General features: G+C 67.2%; 9 protein-coding genes and 1 pseudogene. 7 read left to right on the plus strand and 3 right to left on the minus strand.

Annotation, left to right across the window (positions count from 1 at the left end):
• Positions 1–4,505, minus strand: a 4,505-nt coding sequence (locus VLF18_RS11115) for an FG-GAP-like repeat-containing protein (protein ID WP_325279689.1), incomplete at its 3' end; no start/stop codon positions are given.
• 474 nt (positions 4,506–4,979) lie between these two features.
• On the opposite strand from VLF18_RS11115, the gene VLF18_RS11120 reads away from it, so the two are divergent.
• The 7 genes from VLF18_RS11120 (at position 4,980) to VLF18_RS11150 (ending at position 16,983) form a co-directional block, all read left to right on the plus strand.
• The gene (locus tag VLF18_RS11120; protein ID WP_414717211.1) at positions 4,980–6,374 is read left to right on the plus strand and encodes a trypsin-like serine peptidase; all 1,395 of its coding nucleotides are present in this window, start codon (positions 4,980–4,982) and stop codon (positions 6,372–6,374) included.
• Between the two features lie 420 nt (positions 6,375–6,794).
• On the plus strand, positions 6,795–7,466 hold the full coding sequence (locus tag VLF18_RS11125) for a lytic polysaccharide monooxygenase auxiliary activity family 9 protein (RefSeq protein ID WP_325279690.1): 672 nt from the start codon (positions 6,795–6,797) through the stop codon (positions 7,464–7,466).
• A gap of 295 nt (positions 7,467–7,761) precedes the next feature.
• Complete coding sequence (locus VLF18_RS11130) at positions 7,762–9,201, plus strand: lytic polysaccharide monooxygenase auxiliary activity family 9 protein (RefSeq protein WP_325279691.1); 1,440 nt, start codon at positions 7,762–7,764, stop codon at positions 9,199–9,201.
• Positions 9,202–9,361: 160 nt separating this feature from the next.
• Positions 9,362–10,897, plus strand: a complete 1,536-nt coding sequence (locus VLF18_RS11135; RefSeq protein ID WP_325279692.1) for a B12-binding domain-containing radical SAM protein — start codon at positions 9,362–9,364, stop codon at positions 10,895–10,897.
• Positions 10,898–10,905: 8 nt separating this feature from the next.
• Positions 10,906–12,399: a hypothetical protein gene (locus VLF18_RS11140; protein WP_325279693.1), complete on the plus strand. Its 1,494-nt coding sequence runs from the start codon at positions 10,906–10,908 to the stop codon at positions 12,397–12,399.
• 155 nt (positions 12,400–12,554) lie between these two features.
• Positions 12,555–13,952: a hypothetical protein gene (locus VLF18_RS11145; RefSeq protein WP_325279694.1), complete on the plus strand. Its 1,398-nt coding sequence runs from the start codon at positions 12,555–12,557 to the stop codon at positions 13,950–13,952.
• Positions 13,953–14,052: 100 nt separating this feature from the next.
• Positions 14,053–16,983 (plus strand): two-component regulator propeller domain-containing protein, encoded by a 2,931-nt coding sequence (locus VLF18_RS11150; RefSeq protein WP_325279695.1) that lies wholly within the window; start codon positions 14,053–14,055, stop codon positions 16,981–16,983.
• A gap of 187 nt (positions 16,984–17,170) precedes the next feature.
• Here VLF18_RS11150 and VLF18_RS11155 read toward each other — a convergent pair whose 3' ends face one another.
• Together VLF18_RS11155 and VLF18_RS11160 are read right to left on the minus strand one after the other, a co-directional pair.
• Positions 17,171–17,929 (minus strand): MerR family transcriptional regulator, encoded by a 759-nt coding sequence (locus tag VLF18_RS11155; protein WP_325279696.1) that lies wholly within the window; start codon positions 17,927–17,929, stop codon positions 17,171–17,173.
• Between the two features lie 72 nt (positions 17,930–18,001).
• Positions 18,002–18,117 (minus strand): annotated as a pseudogene (locus VLF18_RS11160) (IS110 family transposase); the annotation flags it as partial.

Here is an 18,117-nt window from a genome sequence, read left to right on the forward strand (position 1 = left end):
CCCGCGCCGCTGTTGCTGGCCATGCTGCCGACCACCGGCATCGTCGACTGGAAGTAGAAGTGGTTGCTGTCGACGTAGCCGTTCTCGGGCAGGTAGTGCAGCGGCAACTGACCGGCCGTACGATACGCCTTGCTCGACAACGGGTAGTACGTCCACGACACACGGTCGCCCAGCCCGTTGGTGATCATTCGTACCGTGTTGGGCAGCAGCGGCGCGGAGTTGCCGTTCTCGCCGACGCCGACGTTCTCGTTGACGTAGCTGCGCAGGCCGTCGTTGAAGGTGCCCACGTTCACGCTGACCGGTGCCGCGTTGGGCGTCGGTCCCGTGGCCACCGTCGCCGGGCCACTCACGCCGTCGCTGACGAAGTGACACAAGTCGTCGTTGATGCCCGCGTTGTAGCAGCCGACGCGAGTCATCAGATCGGTGAGCCCGTCGCCATAGAGGTCCTCGGCCGTGTTCAGCGAGGTCGTGTCGTTGAGCGTCATCGCCACGCGATGGGCGGCACGGTTCGTACCGGCCGACGCATTGAGACTGAAACTCTGTGCTTCATAGCCCGACTCCGTCGCGACGAAGCGCAGGCCGGCCATGTAGTACAGCGACTGGTCCGTCGCTGTGAAACTCGCATTGCGCGTGCGGACGGTATACAGGTTGTCGCTCGTGATGGCCGGGTCAAGAGGCTGTTCCGGCATGTCTGCCACGTCGGGCAAGCCGTACTGCGACGTGCCACCTACGATGTCGACGGCGGGATCATTGCCGCACACCCAAACGCGTGTTTGGCACTGCTCCGTCAGGCCGGATTCCCTACCTCCTGTGGCGGGGTCATAGGGGCACCCGTCACCCGATTGCGCCGTGTGATCGACCCTGACGGACATACACTGGCGCGCCGCCAGTCCCACCGGATACAGCAGGTCGAGCTTACCGTCGCTGTCGACGTCCGCAGCGGGCAACTGGGCTGCGTAGCGCAAACGGTTCTTTGCCATGCCCTTCGTCATCAGCAACGCATCGGTGTTGCCGGCAATGCCGACCGACGCATTGAAACCGCGGCCGTTCGCGATGTGTACGTGCCAGCTCCCGCGCGCGCAGTTCTGGTTGGTCGTGCTGCACGGAACGGCGTAGAGCAAGTCGGTCAGTCCATCGCCGTTGACGTCGTGCCAGCGCATCGTCGCACCCGTCGTGCGGTAGCCGGTATCGTTCGTCGGCAAGCCCATCGCCCCGGCCGTGCATTGCTTCCAGTGCGCCGAAGACGTTGCCGTGCAACCGGCCGGCAGCTGCGCGCCGGGCTGCTGCGACAACAGCACTGTCGTCACCGCGTCGACTTCGCCACCCGGCTGTGTGGTTTTGGTCATGATGACCAGATCGCTCGTGCCGTCGCCATTGAAGTCGCCCACCGGCGACAGACCGCCTTCGAGCGTGTCGTGGGTCCAGCCGTAGATCTGCACGCCCGTCGCAAAGTTCACCGCGGTCGGCGAGCTTGTCGTGTTGCGGTAGTAGCACAGGATGTGGTCATAGCTCTGCGGCGCGTTGGGCGGTGTGTCGTCGATCGCCAGCGAGCTGCAGCTGCTGCCGAGGCGACGCAGGATCAGGTCGGCCTGGCCATCGCCGTCGATGTCGTCGCTGCTGACCAGCTGATGGCCCGGTGCCACGCCATTGAGCGTCACGGTCGTGAACGTCGCCGCCGGCGTCGCACCGAAGTTCGCGCCGCGCGTGAGATTCCAGCGGTACAGCCGCACGTACGCGCCTTCATCGGCCGCCACGAGATCGGCACGGCCGTCGCCGTCGTAGTCGGTCTGCATGCCCTGCGTGAAGTACAGCACCGACCCCGCGATCGAAGTGATGTCGAGCGTACTCGTCACCACGCGGTCGGCGTTCTGCTTGACCAGCCAGGTATGCACCACATTGTCGCTCTGGCGCTGGTTGACGAGCACTTCGCGCACGCCGTCGCCGTCCAGGTCACCGATCGTCTGTACGCGCCGATCCACGAACCCGCCGTTGCTGTCGGGCGCCGGATCCGGCAAGCCCGCGATCGTGACCGGCCGCAGCACGTGATCCGGCGGCAGGTCGTTCCAGGACACCACGGTTTCCGGCAGGCAGACTTCCGCGCCAAACGCGCCCGGCCCCGTCGTTTCCTCGCCCCCGCTCGCACACTGCCGGATCGACTGCAGGGCACTGTGTCCGCTGTGCAGATTGCCCGGTGCGCCGCTGATCGGGTCGGCGTAGTTCAAGGTATACGAGTTCACACTGGCACCGGCCACCGACGTCACGATGCGGTGCAGGCGCCGCGTGCGCTCGGTCACGCCGCCGGCCAGATACGACCGGCTGCGGTCCGCGTCCGGACGCATTGCGTATTCGAAGGAGACTTGGCGGTTGCCCTCGGTGCTGCCCGTGCCCGTGTAGCGAATGTACTGCAGCAGCTTTTCGCCGTTACCGTAGGGCGGCTCCGATGCGTGATACGTGTAAGTGATGCTGTTGCCCCTGGGATCCTGCTCGCGCTCGATGTTCCAGCTCAGCGGGACGCGATTCCCTTCTGGAACATTGTCCACATAGGGCTTATGCCGCGAGCCGCCGCCCGAGCACGTGCCGCCATCGGACACGCCGCCGTAGTAACTCACCTCGCCGGACTTGTGCTCGACCTTGAAGCAGCTGGCTCCACTCGCCAGATCGCCGCCATACTGCGTCACGCGCGCAAAGTTGTTGATTTCGGTGCGGTAGTACGCACCGACGACACCGTAAGGCTCGTTCGGAGCCAGCGTCCCGCTGACATTCGTGCGCACGAGCCGCTGGCCATCCAGACACAGCGCGTCGCTCGCCGTCATCGTGACGGGCGCTGCTTTGCTTATGCCGTCCGCTCCCATGCCGTCCTGCGCCGTCGTCTTCGGGCAGCGATGAATCGCGCTCAATCCCGACAGCGACCAGCCGAGGCCGGCAATGCCGCCGCCGCTGCGGCTGTTGTAGTTCAGCCCCAGTTTCGGCTCGACGCCGTTGCGGCCCGGCGGCACCGCGATCGGTATCGCATACTGCGCCGCGCCGCCGTCCGTCGTCCCTTCACCAGCGATCGCGCCCGTGCGCGCATCGTGCACCGGCAGATCGCAGCCGTTGTTGCCCTGCGGCGTGCATGCAATGTTCTCGACATTGGCGTCGGCGATCGTGTTCTCGCGCAGCACGCGCACTTCCGGCGTGCGCAGCTTCGTCAGCGGACCGGTGCCGTTGTAGTGGTAGTGGATCTCGTACTGCACGCGCGCACCGACCGGCAACGGGTCGGGCTTGACGTCGCTGAGCCCCTCGGCAAAGTCCACCGCGGTCGTGCCGCCGTTGTTGAGGTCATAGCGCACGATCTTCGCGTTCGGGTCGTTCGTGCTCCAGCTGACCTGGAACGTGCAGGTGTCGTTCGCTCCCGGCACACGGCACACCGTCTTGTCGACGATGACGTGATTGGAATCAAAGCGCATGACCGGCACGTCGTTCGGCAACGTCGGCACGTTGTTCGGCGGCGGCCAGTCCACCGCAGACCCGCCGGTCACGCCGGCCGGCACATCGGCCGTCAGCAGCACGCGACCGTAGGCCGCGTTGTCGATGCGGCGCCCGAAGCGGCCGTAGGCATCGGGTTCGGAAGTGCCTTCGTGATCGGCATCGGGACCGCAGACCGACGACGCTTCAGCGCACACCGTCACCGCCGGATGCACGTTGGGCACCGTCGTGAACTTCAGGTAGCGCAGCACGCCGCGCGTCGACTCGTTCATCGTGTCATCGGCCGGCGGCGTCGTTCCCCACTCGTCCACCGACTGCAGCCACACCGGCCGCCCGGACGTGTCGAAGATCGCCGCGGAGGCCGTCTCGAAGTAGTGGCTGTTGGCCGGATTGATGTCGATCAGCAGATCCACACCCCAGCCCACCAGCGGATCGCCTTCGATACCGCGATAGAACCAGTTCGACGAAAACGCTTCATTGATCACACTTTCGCTGTAGCGCATCGCGCGCTGGTCACGGAACGTGTCGTACAGGCATTCGTCATACGTCGACGCACCGACGGCCGTGATCGAGGAGTTCACATCCCAGCGCCAGCGGACCGCCGCACGCGTCGTGGTCTGGTTCGGGAACGTCACCGAGACCGCGCCTACGCGCGTGAAGGTCCGGCCCTGCGTGCCGAACGTCCATTGAGCCACGTACAGGCTCGACTGCCAGGTGCGCTCACCGGTCACGCCGTTGAACGTGAGCCCCTTGTTCTCGCCGTGCAGCCAGACCGGCCGTCCCTGCTGGTCATAGGTGAACCAGGTCAGGTACATCGTCTGCTGGCCTTCTCCGTAGAAGAAGTCCCAGCCGATGCCGTTGCGCTGCGGATTCCACCAGCGTCCGGGGAACATGTGCACATTACCCGGCTCCGTCGACACCGTCGGTGCCGGACACAACGACCCCGGCGGCGGCGTCAGCAACGTCGGTGACGTCTGCGCCCACCCGCTCCCGGCCAGCGCCAGCAGCGCCAGTCCTCCCAACACCTGCCTTCTGCTCATCGTCCTACGTCCTCGCCCCTGTTTATTCGTTGCGCCGCGCACGGACGGCCGCCCACGCGCCCGCCGCCCGCGCAGGCACGTCATCGTGTAAATCCGGAATGGCGCCGCCGACCGACCCGGCGCCCTGGCCACTGTCCCTTATCCCTGTCTCAGCCTCTGCAATACCTTCCCCTGTCCTTGCGAAACCTCACCGACCGCGCCGTCGCCGAAGCGATGCCCGGGAGCGCGACACTTCCGCGCTCCATCACTCCCACGCGAAGTCGCGGCAAACGTGATCAACCAGTGAAGATCGGACCTTGGTCGAATTGCACAAAGCGAATTGGCGGAAGCCGGGATCCCGCCGTTAACTCACGTCCCGTCTGCTGCGTTGCGGCGTGCACCCCGGCTCCCAGTCCGTACAGTGACGCGGCCTTTGGCCATCGCCAGGGCGCGGTATCGGGGGATCCGCTTTCATCATCGGGAGGAATGTCGTTAATGATCCGCATACATCGTCTTGCGGCGGCGGTTGCCGTCCTGCTTTCCGTGTCGATCGCGCCGGCCATGGCGCAGAATTCGCGCGGCGCACCGGAAATGGATTCGACGCCGGCCACGGAATCCGCGAGCGCCGCGTCGACCGGCGGCGCGGTGTTCCGCACCGTCGCCAACCCGCAGACCGTCGTCGCGCTCGCCCTGCCCGATGCGCAGGAGATGAGCCTGCTCGCCGAGCGCCGCCGCCTGCAGGACAAGCACGGCGAGCCGCTCGAAATCGCGCTCGGCCGTGAAACCGCCGCCTCGGCGATGCCACTGGACAAGCTGCAGTGGCAGTCGCTGGCCGACGGCTCGCTCGGTTCGCAGCTGCGCGTCCAGTCCGACGGCGCCGTCGCGCTGCGCGCCGCGCTGGAATTCCTCGCCCCGGCCAACGGCGCGCGCATCAACTACCAGGACATCACGCTGCGTTTCCGCGGCGATGACGGCCAGACCTTCGAAGTCGCCGGCAAGGACCTGATCGTCGGCGAAGCGAACTGGTCGCCGGTCGTCACCGGCCAGGCGCTGACGATCGAAATCGTGCTTGCGCCGGGTTCGCAGGCGCAGGCGCTGAGCCTGCGCATTCCGCAGCTGTCGCACTTCGACCTGAACCCGGCGTCGACCGACGAAGCCGTCGGCCTGAAGATCGGCGAGAGCGATTACTGCGAGCGCGACATCGTCTGCCGCACGAGCCCGCCGTCGGGCTTCACGAGCACGGCCAACGCCGTCGCGCGCATGGTGTTCACGAAGGGCAGCAGCTCGTACCTCTGCACGGGCACGCTGCTCAACAACGGCCACAGCCCGAAGAAGCGCCTGTTCTGGACCGCGAACCACTGCATCAGCACGCAGTCGGTCGCGAACACGCTGCAGACCTATTGGTTCTACCAGGCGACGACCTGCAATGGCTCGACGGTCAGCCCGTCGGCGCGCACGCTGACCGGCGGTGCGTACCTGCGCCACAACAACCGCTCGCGCGACACGGCGCTGCTCGAACTCAAGACGGCGCCGCCGTCGGGCGCGATCTATGCCGGCTGGAACTCGAGCGCGATCGCCGCGACGAACACGGCGATCGAAGGCATCCATCACCCGGCCGGCGACGTGAAGAAGTATTCGCTCGGCAAGGTGACGCAGCTCTCGGGCAACATCGACGGCCTCGGCCCGTTCTATCGCGTGCAGTGGTCGCTCGGCGTGACCGAAGGCGGCTCGTCGGGCTCGGGCCTGTTCACGGTCAGCGGCACCGGCAGCTACCAGCTGCGCGGCGGCCTCTACGGTGGCTACTCGTACTGCAGCGCGCCGACCGATCCGGACTACTACTCGCGCCTGGCTGATGTGTATTCGAGCATCTCGAGCTACCTCACGCCGTAAGGGCAGGAAAAAGGGGGCAGGAGTGAGAAAAGAGAGAGAAGCATGATCGCGCGCTCTCAGTTCTCGCTCCTCTCCTCCCTGGCCCGCTTTTTCCACGGCAGGAACAGGACGGAGGAGTGAGAAAGGGGAGGGCGCGCCGCGGCTCTCACTCATTTCTCATTCCTCTCCCTCTCTTTTCTGCCTCCCGCTTCCGCTTCTGCGCGACACATCACGGCAGCGGTCGCGCTGACGTAGAAAATACGCCGCGATTCCAATACCCATAAGCCCTACCGCGCCGCGATTGCCGCTGCGCCTTTTTTGCACGCTTTGCGTGCCGTGCAGTTCCCTGTCTATCCACCGTCGGACGGGTTTCGTCGAAATGATCGCGCACCGCCTGCGCATTCGCAGCGGGTGTCGCGGCGTGGATGGAAGGAGAAACGCGTGATCCCTCGTTCGCTCGCCGGCGGCGTTCTGACGCTGCTCGTCTCGGCTGCCTGCTTTCAACCTCGCGCAGCGCTTGCGCACGGCACGATGACGACGCCGACCAGTCGCATCTACTACTGCTATCTCGACAACCCGGAAAATCCGACCGACCCGGCGTGCCGCGCCGTCCGCGACAACGGCGGCACGTCCGGCGTCTACGACTGGATGGGCATCAACCAGGCCAACGCCGACGGCAATCATCAGGCCGTCGTTCCCGACGGAAAACTCTGCAGCGGCAACAACCCGGCGTTCGCGACGCTCGACATGGCACGCACCGACTGGCACGCGACGCCGATCAGCGCCGCCTCGGACGGCAGTTTCGAATTCGCATTCCGCGGCACCGCGCCGCATGCGACGCGAGACTGGATCTTCTACGTCAGCAAGCCCGGCTGGTCGCCGACGCAGCCGCTGCGCTGGGCCGATGTCGAGGAGTTCTGCCGGCTCGGCAACGTGCCGCTGCACGAGGACGGCCACTACTACCTGCGCTGTCCGCTGCCGGCCGCGACCGGCAAGCGCGTCATCTATTCGGTCTGGCAGCGCTCGGACAGCCCGGAGGCGTTCTATACCTGTATCGACGTGGATTTCGGCGCCGGCAGCGGTGCGATATTCGACGACGATTTCGAGCCGTGACGCATGACGCCGCGTCCGCCGCTTATGCCGTTGCGGCGCGAGCATACGCGCGCGACGATGATCGTCGCGCGGCATCGCACCTTTGAAGCACGACGGCACCGCAATCGACGGTGCCGGCAGCAGCGATAACGACAACGACGTACCGCGCGGCTTCCGCGCTTGCCGCACGCCTTGCGTGCATCGCCATCCCGCCGTCATCCACCTCCGGACGGCGACTCTGCTTCGCCGTCCCGCGGCGCGCCTGAACGCGCCGTGCGACGGCGACGTGCGCATCCATATCGGGAGGAGATCCGTCGTGTCGCATCCGTTCGTCCTACGCAGTTCGCTCGCGCTGCTCGCGCTGTCCGCCGTTTCGGCGCCGCCGCGCAGCCAGGCCCATGGCTCGATGATCGTGCCGGAAAGCCGCATCTATCACTGTTTCCTCAACAACCCCGAGAACCCCAGCGATCCCGCCTGCCGTGCGCTAAAGGACGCCGGCGGCACGCAGGCGTTCTATGACTGGACCGGCGTCAACCAGGCCAACGCCAACGGCAACCACCAGGCCGTCGTGCCCGACGGCAAGCTCTGCAGCGGCAACAACAACACTTTCCGCGGACTCGACCTCGCGCGCAGCGACTGGTACGCGACGCCGGTCGCGAACGGCGCCGACGGCAAGTTCGAATTCGTGTTCCGCGCGACCGCGCCGCATGCGAGCCGCGACTGGATCTTCTACGTCACGCGCAGCGGCTGGTCGCCCACGCAGCCGCTGCGCTGGTCCGACCTGTTCGAGTTCTGCCGCTTCGGCTCGGTGCCGCTCGACAACGGCACCTACAAGTTCCGCTGCGCGCTGCCGCAGCTCACGGGCAAGCACACGATCTACACGGTCTGGCAGCGCTCCGACAGCACGGAAGCGTTCTATACCTGTACTGATGTGGAATTCGGCGGATCGCCGAACGCGACCTGGACCGACGAAGGCGCGCTGACCGCGCAGAACGCACTGCCGGCGGGCACGACCGTGACGCTGCGCCTGTTCAACGCATCCGGCAACGACGTCGAGACGATTCCGTTCACGGTCGCGTCGGGCCAGGGCGCCGCGACCGAGTGGCCATTCCGCTTCGCGCTCGCGGTGAATGCCGCTGCCGCCAACGCGCGTATCGGCGTACTGGCCAACGGCAGCATCGTGCCGCAGCAGAGCGCGAGCGCGAACCGCGTCTACACGCTGACGAGCCAGAACCTCAATCATCAGATCGACATCCGCCTGCCGAACACGAACCAGCCGCCGGTCGCCGCGATCGGCGCGAGCGCGACGACGGTGACCGGTGCGGGCAGCGTCACGCTGTCGGGTGCGGGATCGAGCGACCCCGACGGACAGGCGCTGACCTACCAGTGGGTCGTGACCGCCGGCAGCGGCGCAACCCTGAGTTCGACGAGCGGCGTGCAGACGACGTTGAATCTCGCCTCGCCCGCGCAGGATCAGACCGTCATCGTGCGGCTGACCGTCAGCGACGGCGCGGCGACGAACGCGACGACCGTGTCGATCGCGCACAAGAAGCCGACGTCGGGCGGCAATTACGACTACGTCTATCCGAACGGCATCGGCGGCTATGTCGCGGGCCAGACCGTCGTGCTCGGCACTGACGGGAACCGCTATCGCTGCCGTCCGTATCCTGAAGGCGGCTGGTGCAACATCAACAGCGCCTATCACTACGGGCCCGGCACCGGGACGAACTGGCAGGATGCCTGGACGCGGTTGTAGTTCGGCGCTGTATCGGGGGTGAGGCGAGACCCATCCCCACCCATGCCCTCCCCGTGAAGGGGAGGACATGGTGGGTGAGAACGGGTTTCTGCCGCACCGTCGATCAAGCCCCGCCCCGTCGAATTTCGCGCCCGGCGGCGCCGTCCCGCATACTGGCGCAATGCCCGATATCGTCCTTGCCACCCTCAACGCGCGCTACGCGCACGCGTCGCTCGGCCTGCGTTGCCTGCGCGCCAACCTCGGCGCGCTGCGCGAACGCAGCGCCATCCGCGAATTCATCATCGGCCAGAAGACCGAAGACATCGCCGAGAAGATCCTCGCGGACAACCCGCGAGTCCTCGGCCTCGGCGTATACATCTGGAACATTGAAGAAAGCACAAAACTCGTCGCGCAGCTGAAAACGCTGCGACCCGACCTGCTCATCGTCGTCGGCGGCCCCGAGGTCAGCTACGAAACCGCGCAACAGCGCATCGCCGCCATGGCCGACTACGTCGTGACCGGCTGGGGCGAAGTCAGCTTCGCCAAGCTCGCCGCGCAGCTGCTCGACGGCGAACGCCCGGCCGAACGCGTGATCGCCGGCGTGCAGCCGCCGCTGCCGGCACTCGCTTCGCCGTATGCCGAATACACCGACGAAGACGTGAGCCGGCGCTATCTCTACGTCGAAGCCTCGCGCGGCTGTCCGTTCAAATGCGAGTTCTGCCTGTCCGCGCTCGACAAGACCGCGTGGCCGTTCCCGCTCGAACCGTTCCTCGCCGATCTCGAAACGCTCTACGCACGCGGCGCGCGCCAGTTCAAATTCGTCGACCGTACGTTCAACCTCAAGGTCGACACCTCGCTCGCGATCCTCGACTTCTTTCTCGCCAAGCTCGACGCCGCACCCGACGATCCGGTGTTCGTGCACTTCGAGCTGATTCCCGACCATCTGCCTGAACGTCTGAAGACGGGGATCCAGCGCTTCCCACCCGGTACGCTGCAGTTCGAGATCGGCATCCAGACCTTCGATCCCGACGTGCAGACACGCATCTCGCGGCGCCAGGACAACGCGCGCGCCGCGACCAACCTGCGCTGGCTGCGCGAACACTGCAACGCGCACCTGCACGTCGACCTGATCGCAGGACTTCCGGGCGAAGACGTGGCGACATTCGCGCGCGGCTTCGACACGCTCGTCGCGCTCGCGCCGCACGAAATCCAGTTCGGCATCCTCAAGCGCCTGCGCGGCGCGCCGATCGCGCGGCACACCGACGCCTTCGGCCTGCAGTTCAATCCCGAACCGCCGTACAACATCCTCGCGACGAACGTCATCGACTTCGCGACCATGCAGCGGCTCTCGCGCTTCGCGCGCTACTGGGACCTGATCGCGAACTCCGGCCGCTATCCGCGCACCCTGCCCCGCCTGCTCGGCGACAGCCCGTTCGCGAACTTCCTCGCCTTCAGCGACTGGCTCTACACGCGCACCGGCCAGACCCACGCGCTCGCGCAGGAACGCGTCATCCGGGCGCTCTACGATTTTCTGACCGGCGAACGCGGCCTCAACGCCGAGGAAACCGGCGCCGACCTCGCGACCGACTACCACGCCGCCGGCGGACGCACGCGCCTGCCGTTCGAAGCCGCCGACGTCGCACTGCCTGCGCCGCGCGCGCGCAAGGGCGTCGGGGCGACGCCGGCAAGGCAGGCGAGGCATTTGCAGCAGAGTTGAGTCAGGGAATGCCATTCGACCGATGCTATCGCGCCGCAGCGCTCGCACTCTTCACGGAGTCGCCCGAGGCGCGGCAGCGGCATTCCGCTCTGCCGCTGCATCCCAACGAGCAGATCGCCGTATCGCTGCTGACAGTTCTGGATTTGTTGGAGCGCAGCCTGTTACGGGACGACAAGTTCGCCGCCGCCGAGCATCTGGCCGTTGTACGCGCCGAGGATCTGCAGGATTTCGACGCCGCGCTCGCGGCGGTCGACACGCGCTGGCGGCAGCCGCTCGGCATCGTGGCGCGCGTCCTGCTGCGCGATCTCGATCCCGCGTCTCACGAAATGCGTGTGCTGCAGATCGTGGATCGCGGCGAACGCTACGGCAGGCTCGCCTCCCGTCTTCTCCAATGGAATGGCGACATCCTCGAGGACCTCGAAGCCGCGCTTACGAATTATCTGAATCGCGCAGGCGCGCCGGGCTGGGCCAGACCGGACCGGTTGCCGATGGTGCATGCGCGCGCGTCCGAGAGCGTCACAACGTGCAGCGCCAGCGGCAACGGGGTACTGCACGTGATACTGGAACGCCACGCCGACGCGCTCACGCCGGTGCTGGACGACTGGCTCGGCTCGCGGCGCGACGCGATGCTGGTCTCGAAGGGGGATTCCAGGCCGCTGGCGACGATTGCCGAAGCGGCTCGCAAGGGCAGTTGGTTTCACGGCATGCCGAAGGACATGGTGATCGGTGCGCCGCTGTCGGGCCGCGCAGCGCAGCCGCCTTCGTTTTCTGCGTTGCTCGGCCTGTCGCTCGACGCCGAACTGGTGGCGATAGCCGATGCGTTCGATTGGGCGTTGTTCGCGTGGCCGAACACGATGCAGGAATCGGTACTTGCCTTCGTGAGTCGCAATGCCGTCCTGGCCAATGACTGGGACAGCGCACTGAGGCGCCACCGTCGCACAAGCGAACGTATTGCCGCATATCACGGCGTCGATGCGCTGCACCGCGTCGCGCACGGTGCACAGTTCGGCGAATCGGACGGCTACGGCGCGGCAGCCATGATTGCCGCGGCCGAGGACGGCCTGCCGCCGTGGCTGATTGTCGACGTGTCCGGGAACGGACACACGTGGCGCCGGCACACGGCGCGACTCGGCATTGGAGCGGTCGCGACGCATACACGCGGTGTTCCGAGTTTCGTCGGCGTGTATCGCGCCGATGACCGCGAAGCCTATGACGCGCTCTGGCAGCGCCTCGACCACGATGACGGGATCGCCGCCGCGACGGTCTGCGGCCGTGCGAAGGCGAGCGTCGTGCTCGACGCATTTCTCGCCGCTGTTGACAATCGCGGCTTCCACCACTGCAACGCGCTGTCTCGCCGGCTCGGCTGGATCTACACGCATGTCCACGGCGGCGGTTCCGGCGAACATCATGCGATGTTCCATGCACGCGACGCGCAGACGACCGCACGCGTTTTCGAGTTCGCGTCGACGCGGCGCGGCTGGTATCTGTCGGGCAGGTGGTAGCTGATCCATCGCACTACAGTACGGGAGTCGCAGTGAACGGTCCGGACGAAAACACAGCGCTCTATTTGCGACTGCTGCTCTTCAGCGAATCGCCGTCTTCGCCGCTGCGCAGACCGCGGGAAGAATGGGACGCGGTCACGCATGTCGCCGCAGCGATGATCGAACTGATCGCGCTCGTCGATGCGACGCAGTTCCGCTCCGACGCTGCCGCAGCGGATCGACTGGCGCCGATCACTGATGCGCAGGTCAGCCGCTTCGACGATGCGCTCGTTGCAATCGGCGCGGTCCGCCAGCGCCGGATGCTCGCGTTGGCCCGTCGGGAAATCGTCATCCGGTTTGCGTCGCTCCCCGCGGACGAACGCCATGCCGCCATCGCTGCTCATCACCTTGCCGGCGGAAGGCGGTTGTGGGCGATCGAGTCCCGCGTCGACGTCGATGATCTCCAGCGCTGTCTTTGCGCCTACCTCGAATCGACGGGGCGGATTCCCACGACACTGCCGCCTCCCGAAGCACCGGTAGCGATCGCGCAATCGCTCGATGGACCTCGATCGACGTGGGCCGGCGACGGCGGCATCGGATCGCGCCATCTCTTCGTGCTTCGCGACGAACCCTCGATCACGCCGCTCGTACGTGCGTGGATCGCCTCGTCGCCGGCGACGAGCCATGCTGACGCACGGGACATCACACCGGTTGTGGGCCATTTCGCGACGGATCGGCCCGCACGAACGCAGTACGCGCCGACCTTCGCGCAGGCGATCGTCGGTGAGCTGCGGCCCGGCGCATCCGCTGCGTTCGTCGCGGAGCCTTACTGGATGTTCGGACGCGGTCGTCCGCCGGCCGACGACCTTGCGCGCGTCGTCTCCTCGTTTCGCTGGGCCCTATTCCAGTGGAACGCCCCCGTCTACGATCGCTTGCTCGCTTTCGTCTGCGACGACGAGGCGCTCGCAATCCGGTTCGAGAAACATCTCGAGGATTTCGACGTCGCGCCGATCAGCACGTTCCGTCGTGTCGATGCACTGCGCGGCGTCGCGGGCGGCCTGACCGTCAGCGAGGACGATGCCTTCGGCGAGATCGCGTTCGTTGCCGCCGAACACGACGACCGCGCCCCGTGGCTCGTGCTGTGTGCCTATGGCACGCCCGGCCACTGGTGGCGTGCGATAACGATGCGTCTGCAGCCGCAGTTTTTGCATTTCAGTTCGATCGGCGGGCATCCGCTGCTGATGCTCGCGTTCCGTAACGTCGATCCCGTGACGTGGCGCGAACTCTGGAGCCGCCTGGGTCACGACGACAATGTCGCTATAGCCGCCGTCAGCGGTCGCGTCACGGCCGGCGATCTGCGTGAGCGCCTCGTACGCGTGAAGAACGAAGTATCCATCGACAACCTGCGCTATCTCGCCGGCGACCGCGGCTGGGCCTACGCGCATCTCCGGGGAGGCGGCGCGGACGAACACTGGGTTCTGTTCTTTGCCACTGACGCCGCCGTCACCGCCCGTGTCGCCGACTTCGCTCACCGGCAATGGCCAGCGCAGGCACGCTATCTTGCCTACTGGTAACCCCTCCGCTGAATGGTTTCCCCACATTGGCCCCGGCCCGCTATCGGGTATTCTGGCCCCGCACCGGTCGGGGGAGCCGAATGTGCGATCCGGCAAGACCATGACGCAATGGCTGTTCGCGCTGGCGCTGCTGGCGTTGCAGACGCTCGCCTGCGCGAGCGACCAGCGTCCGCTCAACGAGTATTTCCGCGAGACCTGGACGACGCGGCAGGGGCTGCCGCACAACCTTGTGCAGGGGGTCGCGCAGACGCCTGACGGTTACCTGTGGTTCGCGACCTGGGAAGGCGTCGCGCGCTACAACGGTATCGAGTTCCGCGCGTTCGATCGCGCGAACGTGCCCGCGCTCGCGGACAACGGCATCCGCGCGCTGCAGGTCATGCGCGACGGGACGCTCGTGCTCGGCACCTCGCGCGGCGGGGTCACGCGGCTGCGCGACGGGGTCTGGTCGCGGCTCGACATGCGCGACGGGCTCGCCCAGGACGAGATCATGGACGTGCTCGAGGACGCGAGCGGCCGGCTCTGGGTCGCGACCGAAAGCGCCGGGCTGGATCGCGTCGACGGCCGCGCCGTGCGCCATTTCGGACGCGAGCAGGGTCTGCCGAGCCTGTCGCTGTTCCTGCTGAACCTCGCCGCCGACGGGAGCATCTGGGCGGGCACGACCGAGGGGCTCGTGCGCGTGCGTGACGATGTCGTGGAGGCGTTCGGCGAAGCGCACGGGCTGCCGCCCGGACCGGTCTTCGATATCGCGTTCGACGGCGACGCGGTCTACGTCGGCACCGAGCGCGGCGTGTACCGGCGCGACGGCGAGCGCTTCGTCGCGGCCGCCGCGAACCTGCCGGTCGACGCCGTGCAGCGCCTGCTCGTTGATCGCGCCGGGCATCTGTGGATCGGCACGGTCAACCATGGCGTGCTGCGCCTGCGCGACGGCCGCGTCGAAGCGCTGAGCAGCGAGGTCGGTCTGCCGAACAACCGCGTGTCGGCGCTGTTCGAGGATCGCGAAGGCAGCATCTGGGTCGGTACGAACGGCGGGCTGCTGCGTCTGCGCGATGCACCGTTCGTCAGCTATACGACCGAACACGGCCTCGCCGACAACTATGTGCGCAGCGTGCTGCAGACCGCCGACGGCACGCTCTGGGCCGGCACGAGCCGCGGACTGTCGCGCTGGAACGGGCAACACTTCGAGGCGATGGAGGCGGCCGCCGACGTGTTCGGCGACTCGGTGCTGAGCCTTGCCGGCGACGGTGCCGACGGACTCTGGGTCGGAACCTATGCCAACGGGCTCGTGCACTGGCGGCCGCGGCAGCCGCTGCAACGATTCAGCGCGTCCGACGGCCTGGCCGGCAATCAGGTCCGCGCGATCGCGACCGCGCGCGACGGCGCGGTCTGGGTCGGCACGGCGCGCGGACTGTCGCGGCTGCGCGACGGCGCGTGGCGCAGCTTCACGCTGGCCGACGGCCTGCCGCGCGAGTTCATCATCGCGCTGCACGCCGCGGCCGACGGGCGCCTCTGGATCGGCACGGCCAACGGCGCCGCCGTCGCCGATGGCGACACGATCCGCAGCATCGACCTGTCGGCGCTCGACGGCATCGAGGACGTGTTCGGCTTCCACGAGGACGCCGACGGCACGATCTGGATGGCGACCGACCGCGGCCTCGTCCGCGCGCGCGGCGATCGCTACACCGCGGTCGCGCGTCGCCACGGCCTGCCGGTCGACACCGTGTTCCAGGTCGTCGCCGATCAGGAGAACCGCTTCTGGCTCACGACGAACCGCGGCGTGCTGCGCATTGCGCGCGGCGACGCCGACGCGGTCGCCGACGGCCGCGTCTCGCAACTCGCCGTCGACGTCTACGGCGAAGCCGACGGCATGGCGAGCGCGCAGTGCAACGGCGGCTCGGGGCCGGCCGCCTGGCGCAGCTCCGACGGACGCATCTGGGTCGCGACCGCGATGGGCCTTTCCAGCGTCGATCCGCCGCGGCTGCCGCGCTTCGCACGCTCCGCGCCGCCGGTCGTCGTCGAGGAGGTCCGCGTCGACGACCGCGCCGTGACGCTGAAAGACGGCCTGCACCTCGCGCCCGGCACGCGCAAGATCGAACTGCATTTCGCCGGGCTCAGCTATCTGATGCCGCAGAAGATACGCTACCGCTACCGGCTCGACGGTTTCGATCCCGACTGGGTCGAGCGCGGTACGCAGCGTTTTGCACAATTCACGAACCTCGCACCCGGCGACTACCGCTTCCGCGTCTCCGCGGCCAACGCCGGCGGCGACTGGAACGGCGAGGAAGCGGTCGTCGACCTGTACGTCGCGCCGCGGCTCTGGCAGCGCAGCAGCTTCTGGGCCGCGACCGCGCTGGCCGGCATCGCCGTGCTGTATCTGGTTTATGCCGCGCGCGTGCGCCAATTGCATCGCAACGAGCGCCGCCTGCGCGAACTCATCGACCAGCGCACCCAGGACCTGCGCGCGCAGACCGAACGGCTGACCGCGGCCGATGCGGAAAAGAGCGCACTGCTCGTGCGCCTGCGCGAACACGCCGACGCGTTCGAGCGGCAGGCGCGCGAGGACAGCCTGACCGGACTCGCAAACCGCCGCTGGTTCGACGAACAGCTCGCCGTCGAATTCGAGCATGCCGTGCGCGAATCGCGTCCGCTGACCCTCGCGCTCGTCGACATCGATCACTTCAAGCGCATCAACGACAAGTACTCGCACGCCGCCGGCGACGCCGCGCTGCGCCTCGTCGCCGATACCATGCGCGCGCAGCTGCGCGCGGAAGACCGCATCGCGCGCTACGGCGGCGAGGAATTCGCGCTGCTGTTCGCCGACACGACCGTGGAGCAGGCGCGGACGCTCGCCGAGCGCCTGCGCATCGCGGTGGAAAGCACCGACTGCTCGGCGTTCGCGCCCGGCCTCACGATCACCGTCAGCGTCGGCCTCGCCACGCGCGGCGAGGAAACGCATCACGAACGCCTCGTGTCGCAAGCCGATGCGCGGCTGTACGAGGCCAAGCGCGGCGGGCGCAATCGGGTTTGCGGGTGATCGCGAAACGCAGGTGGGGTCGAGCCGCAGGCGAAGCCCAGCATCGCGGTGGTTCTGCCGCGAAGAAGCCGTGCCGGAGCAGCTCGTCGCGACGGCATCGCGAAAAGGGCACCGGCGAGAACGCTTCCGCCTGACGAACGCCGCGCCGGAACACCTCGATCCTGGGCTTCGCTGCGCTCGACCCAACCTACGGCAGCCCTGGCAACGCCAATCCCGCCACCTTCATCGCGGTGCCGACATAGGCAAACAGCGCCGGATCGAGTCCGTGTGCCGCCATGGCCGCGGGCTGCGACTGCCAGGCCTGGCCGAGCTTGCGCGTGACTTCGGCGTCGCCGCCCGTGAAGCAGTGCAGGAGCGCGTACCAGCGCCGCGCGTATTCCTGCACTTCCGGTGCGTCGGCGCTCGTGCCGGCATCCATCGCGGCGCGCACCTGCGCGATCAGTTCCGGCCATAGCCGCTGCGCTTCCGCCATTCCGGTTTCGCCGAGCTGCTCGGCGCGGCGGCGGAAGTCGTCGCGTTCGCGTTCGCTCCAGTCCACGTTCAATTGCGTGCTCATCGCTATCGTCTCCACGAGTTCATCGAGTGGGAATTCCGACGGCGAAACCGCGCGCGCAGCGAGGCCGCGCAAGACACCCAGCACCTGCGCCCGCTCGGCGCATTCGCGTTCGAGCGTAGCGATGCGCGCACGCAGCAGCTGCGTCGCCGCCTGCGGATCGCGCGCGAGCAGACGTCCGATCTCGGCGAGGCGGAAGCCTGCGCGTTTGAGCAGCACGATCTGGTTCAGACGCACGAGCGCCGCGGCGTCGTAGAGACGGTAGCCCGCTGCCGAATGCGCGGCCGGCTTCAAGAGACCGCGCGATTCATAGAGCCGCAGCGCCTTCGCGCTGACGCCGCTGCGGCGAGCGAGATCGCCGATGCGCAGGTAGTGGATTCCGGTTTTCGACATCCGGGCCAGTCTCGAGTCTGTCCCTGGGGCAGGGTCAAGCGTCGCATGGAAACGTAGATACTGTTGTCCGAATCAAGCCCCGTGAAGCGAAGGATCAAAGGGCTTGCCGGATTTGATAACCCCAAAGGCGACTTGAGCGAGCTTACGCATCATGGCGCCGATGATGAGCATCTTGGGTTTGGCTTTAG

The sequence above is a fragment of the Tahibacter sp. genome (assembly GCF_035481375.1).
Classification (GTDB): domain Bacteria; phylum Pseudomonadota; class Gammaproteobacteria; order Xanthomonadales; family Rhodanobacteraceae; genus Tahibacter.

What these genes read in the sequence shown, in the direction of transcription:
- VLF18_RS11120 (WP_414717211.1), top strand. Translation starts at nt 4,980, where the DNA reads ATGATCCGCATACATCGTCTTGCGGCGGCGGTTGCCGTCCTGCTTTCC.
- VLF18_RS11135 (WP_325279692.1), top strand. Translation starts at nt 9,362, where the DNA reads ATGCCCGATATCGTCCTTGCCACCCTCAACGCGCGCTACGCGCACGCG.
- VLF18_RS11140 (WP_325279693.1), top strand. Translation starts at nt 10,906, where the DNA reads ATGCCATTCGACCGATGCTATCGCGCCGCAGCGCTCGCACTCTTCACG.
- VLF18_RS11145 (WP_325279694.1), top strand. Translation starts at nt 12,555, where the DNA reads ATGATCGAACTGATCGCGCTCGTCGATGCGACGCAGTTCCGCTCCGAC.
- VLF18_RS11150 (WP_325279695.1), top strand. Translation starts at nt 14,053, where the DNA reads ATGACGCAATGGCTGTTCGCGCTGGCGCTGCTGGCGTTGCAGACGCTC.
- VLF18_RS11155 (WP_325279696.1), bottom strand. Translation starts at nt 17,929, where the DNA reads ATGTCGAAAACCGGAATCCACTACCTGCGCATCGGCGATCTCGCTCGC.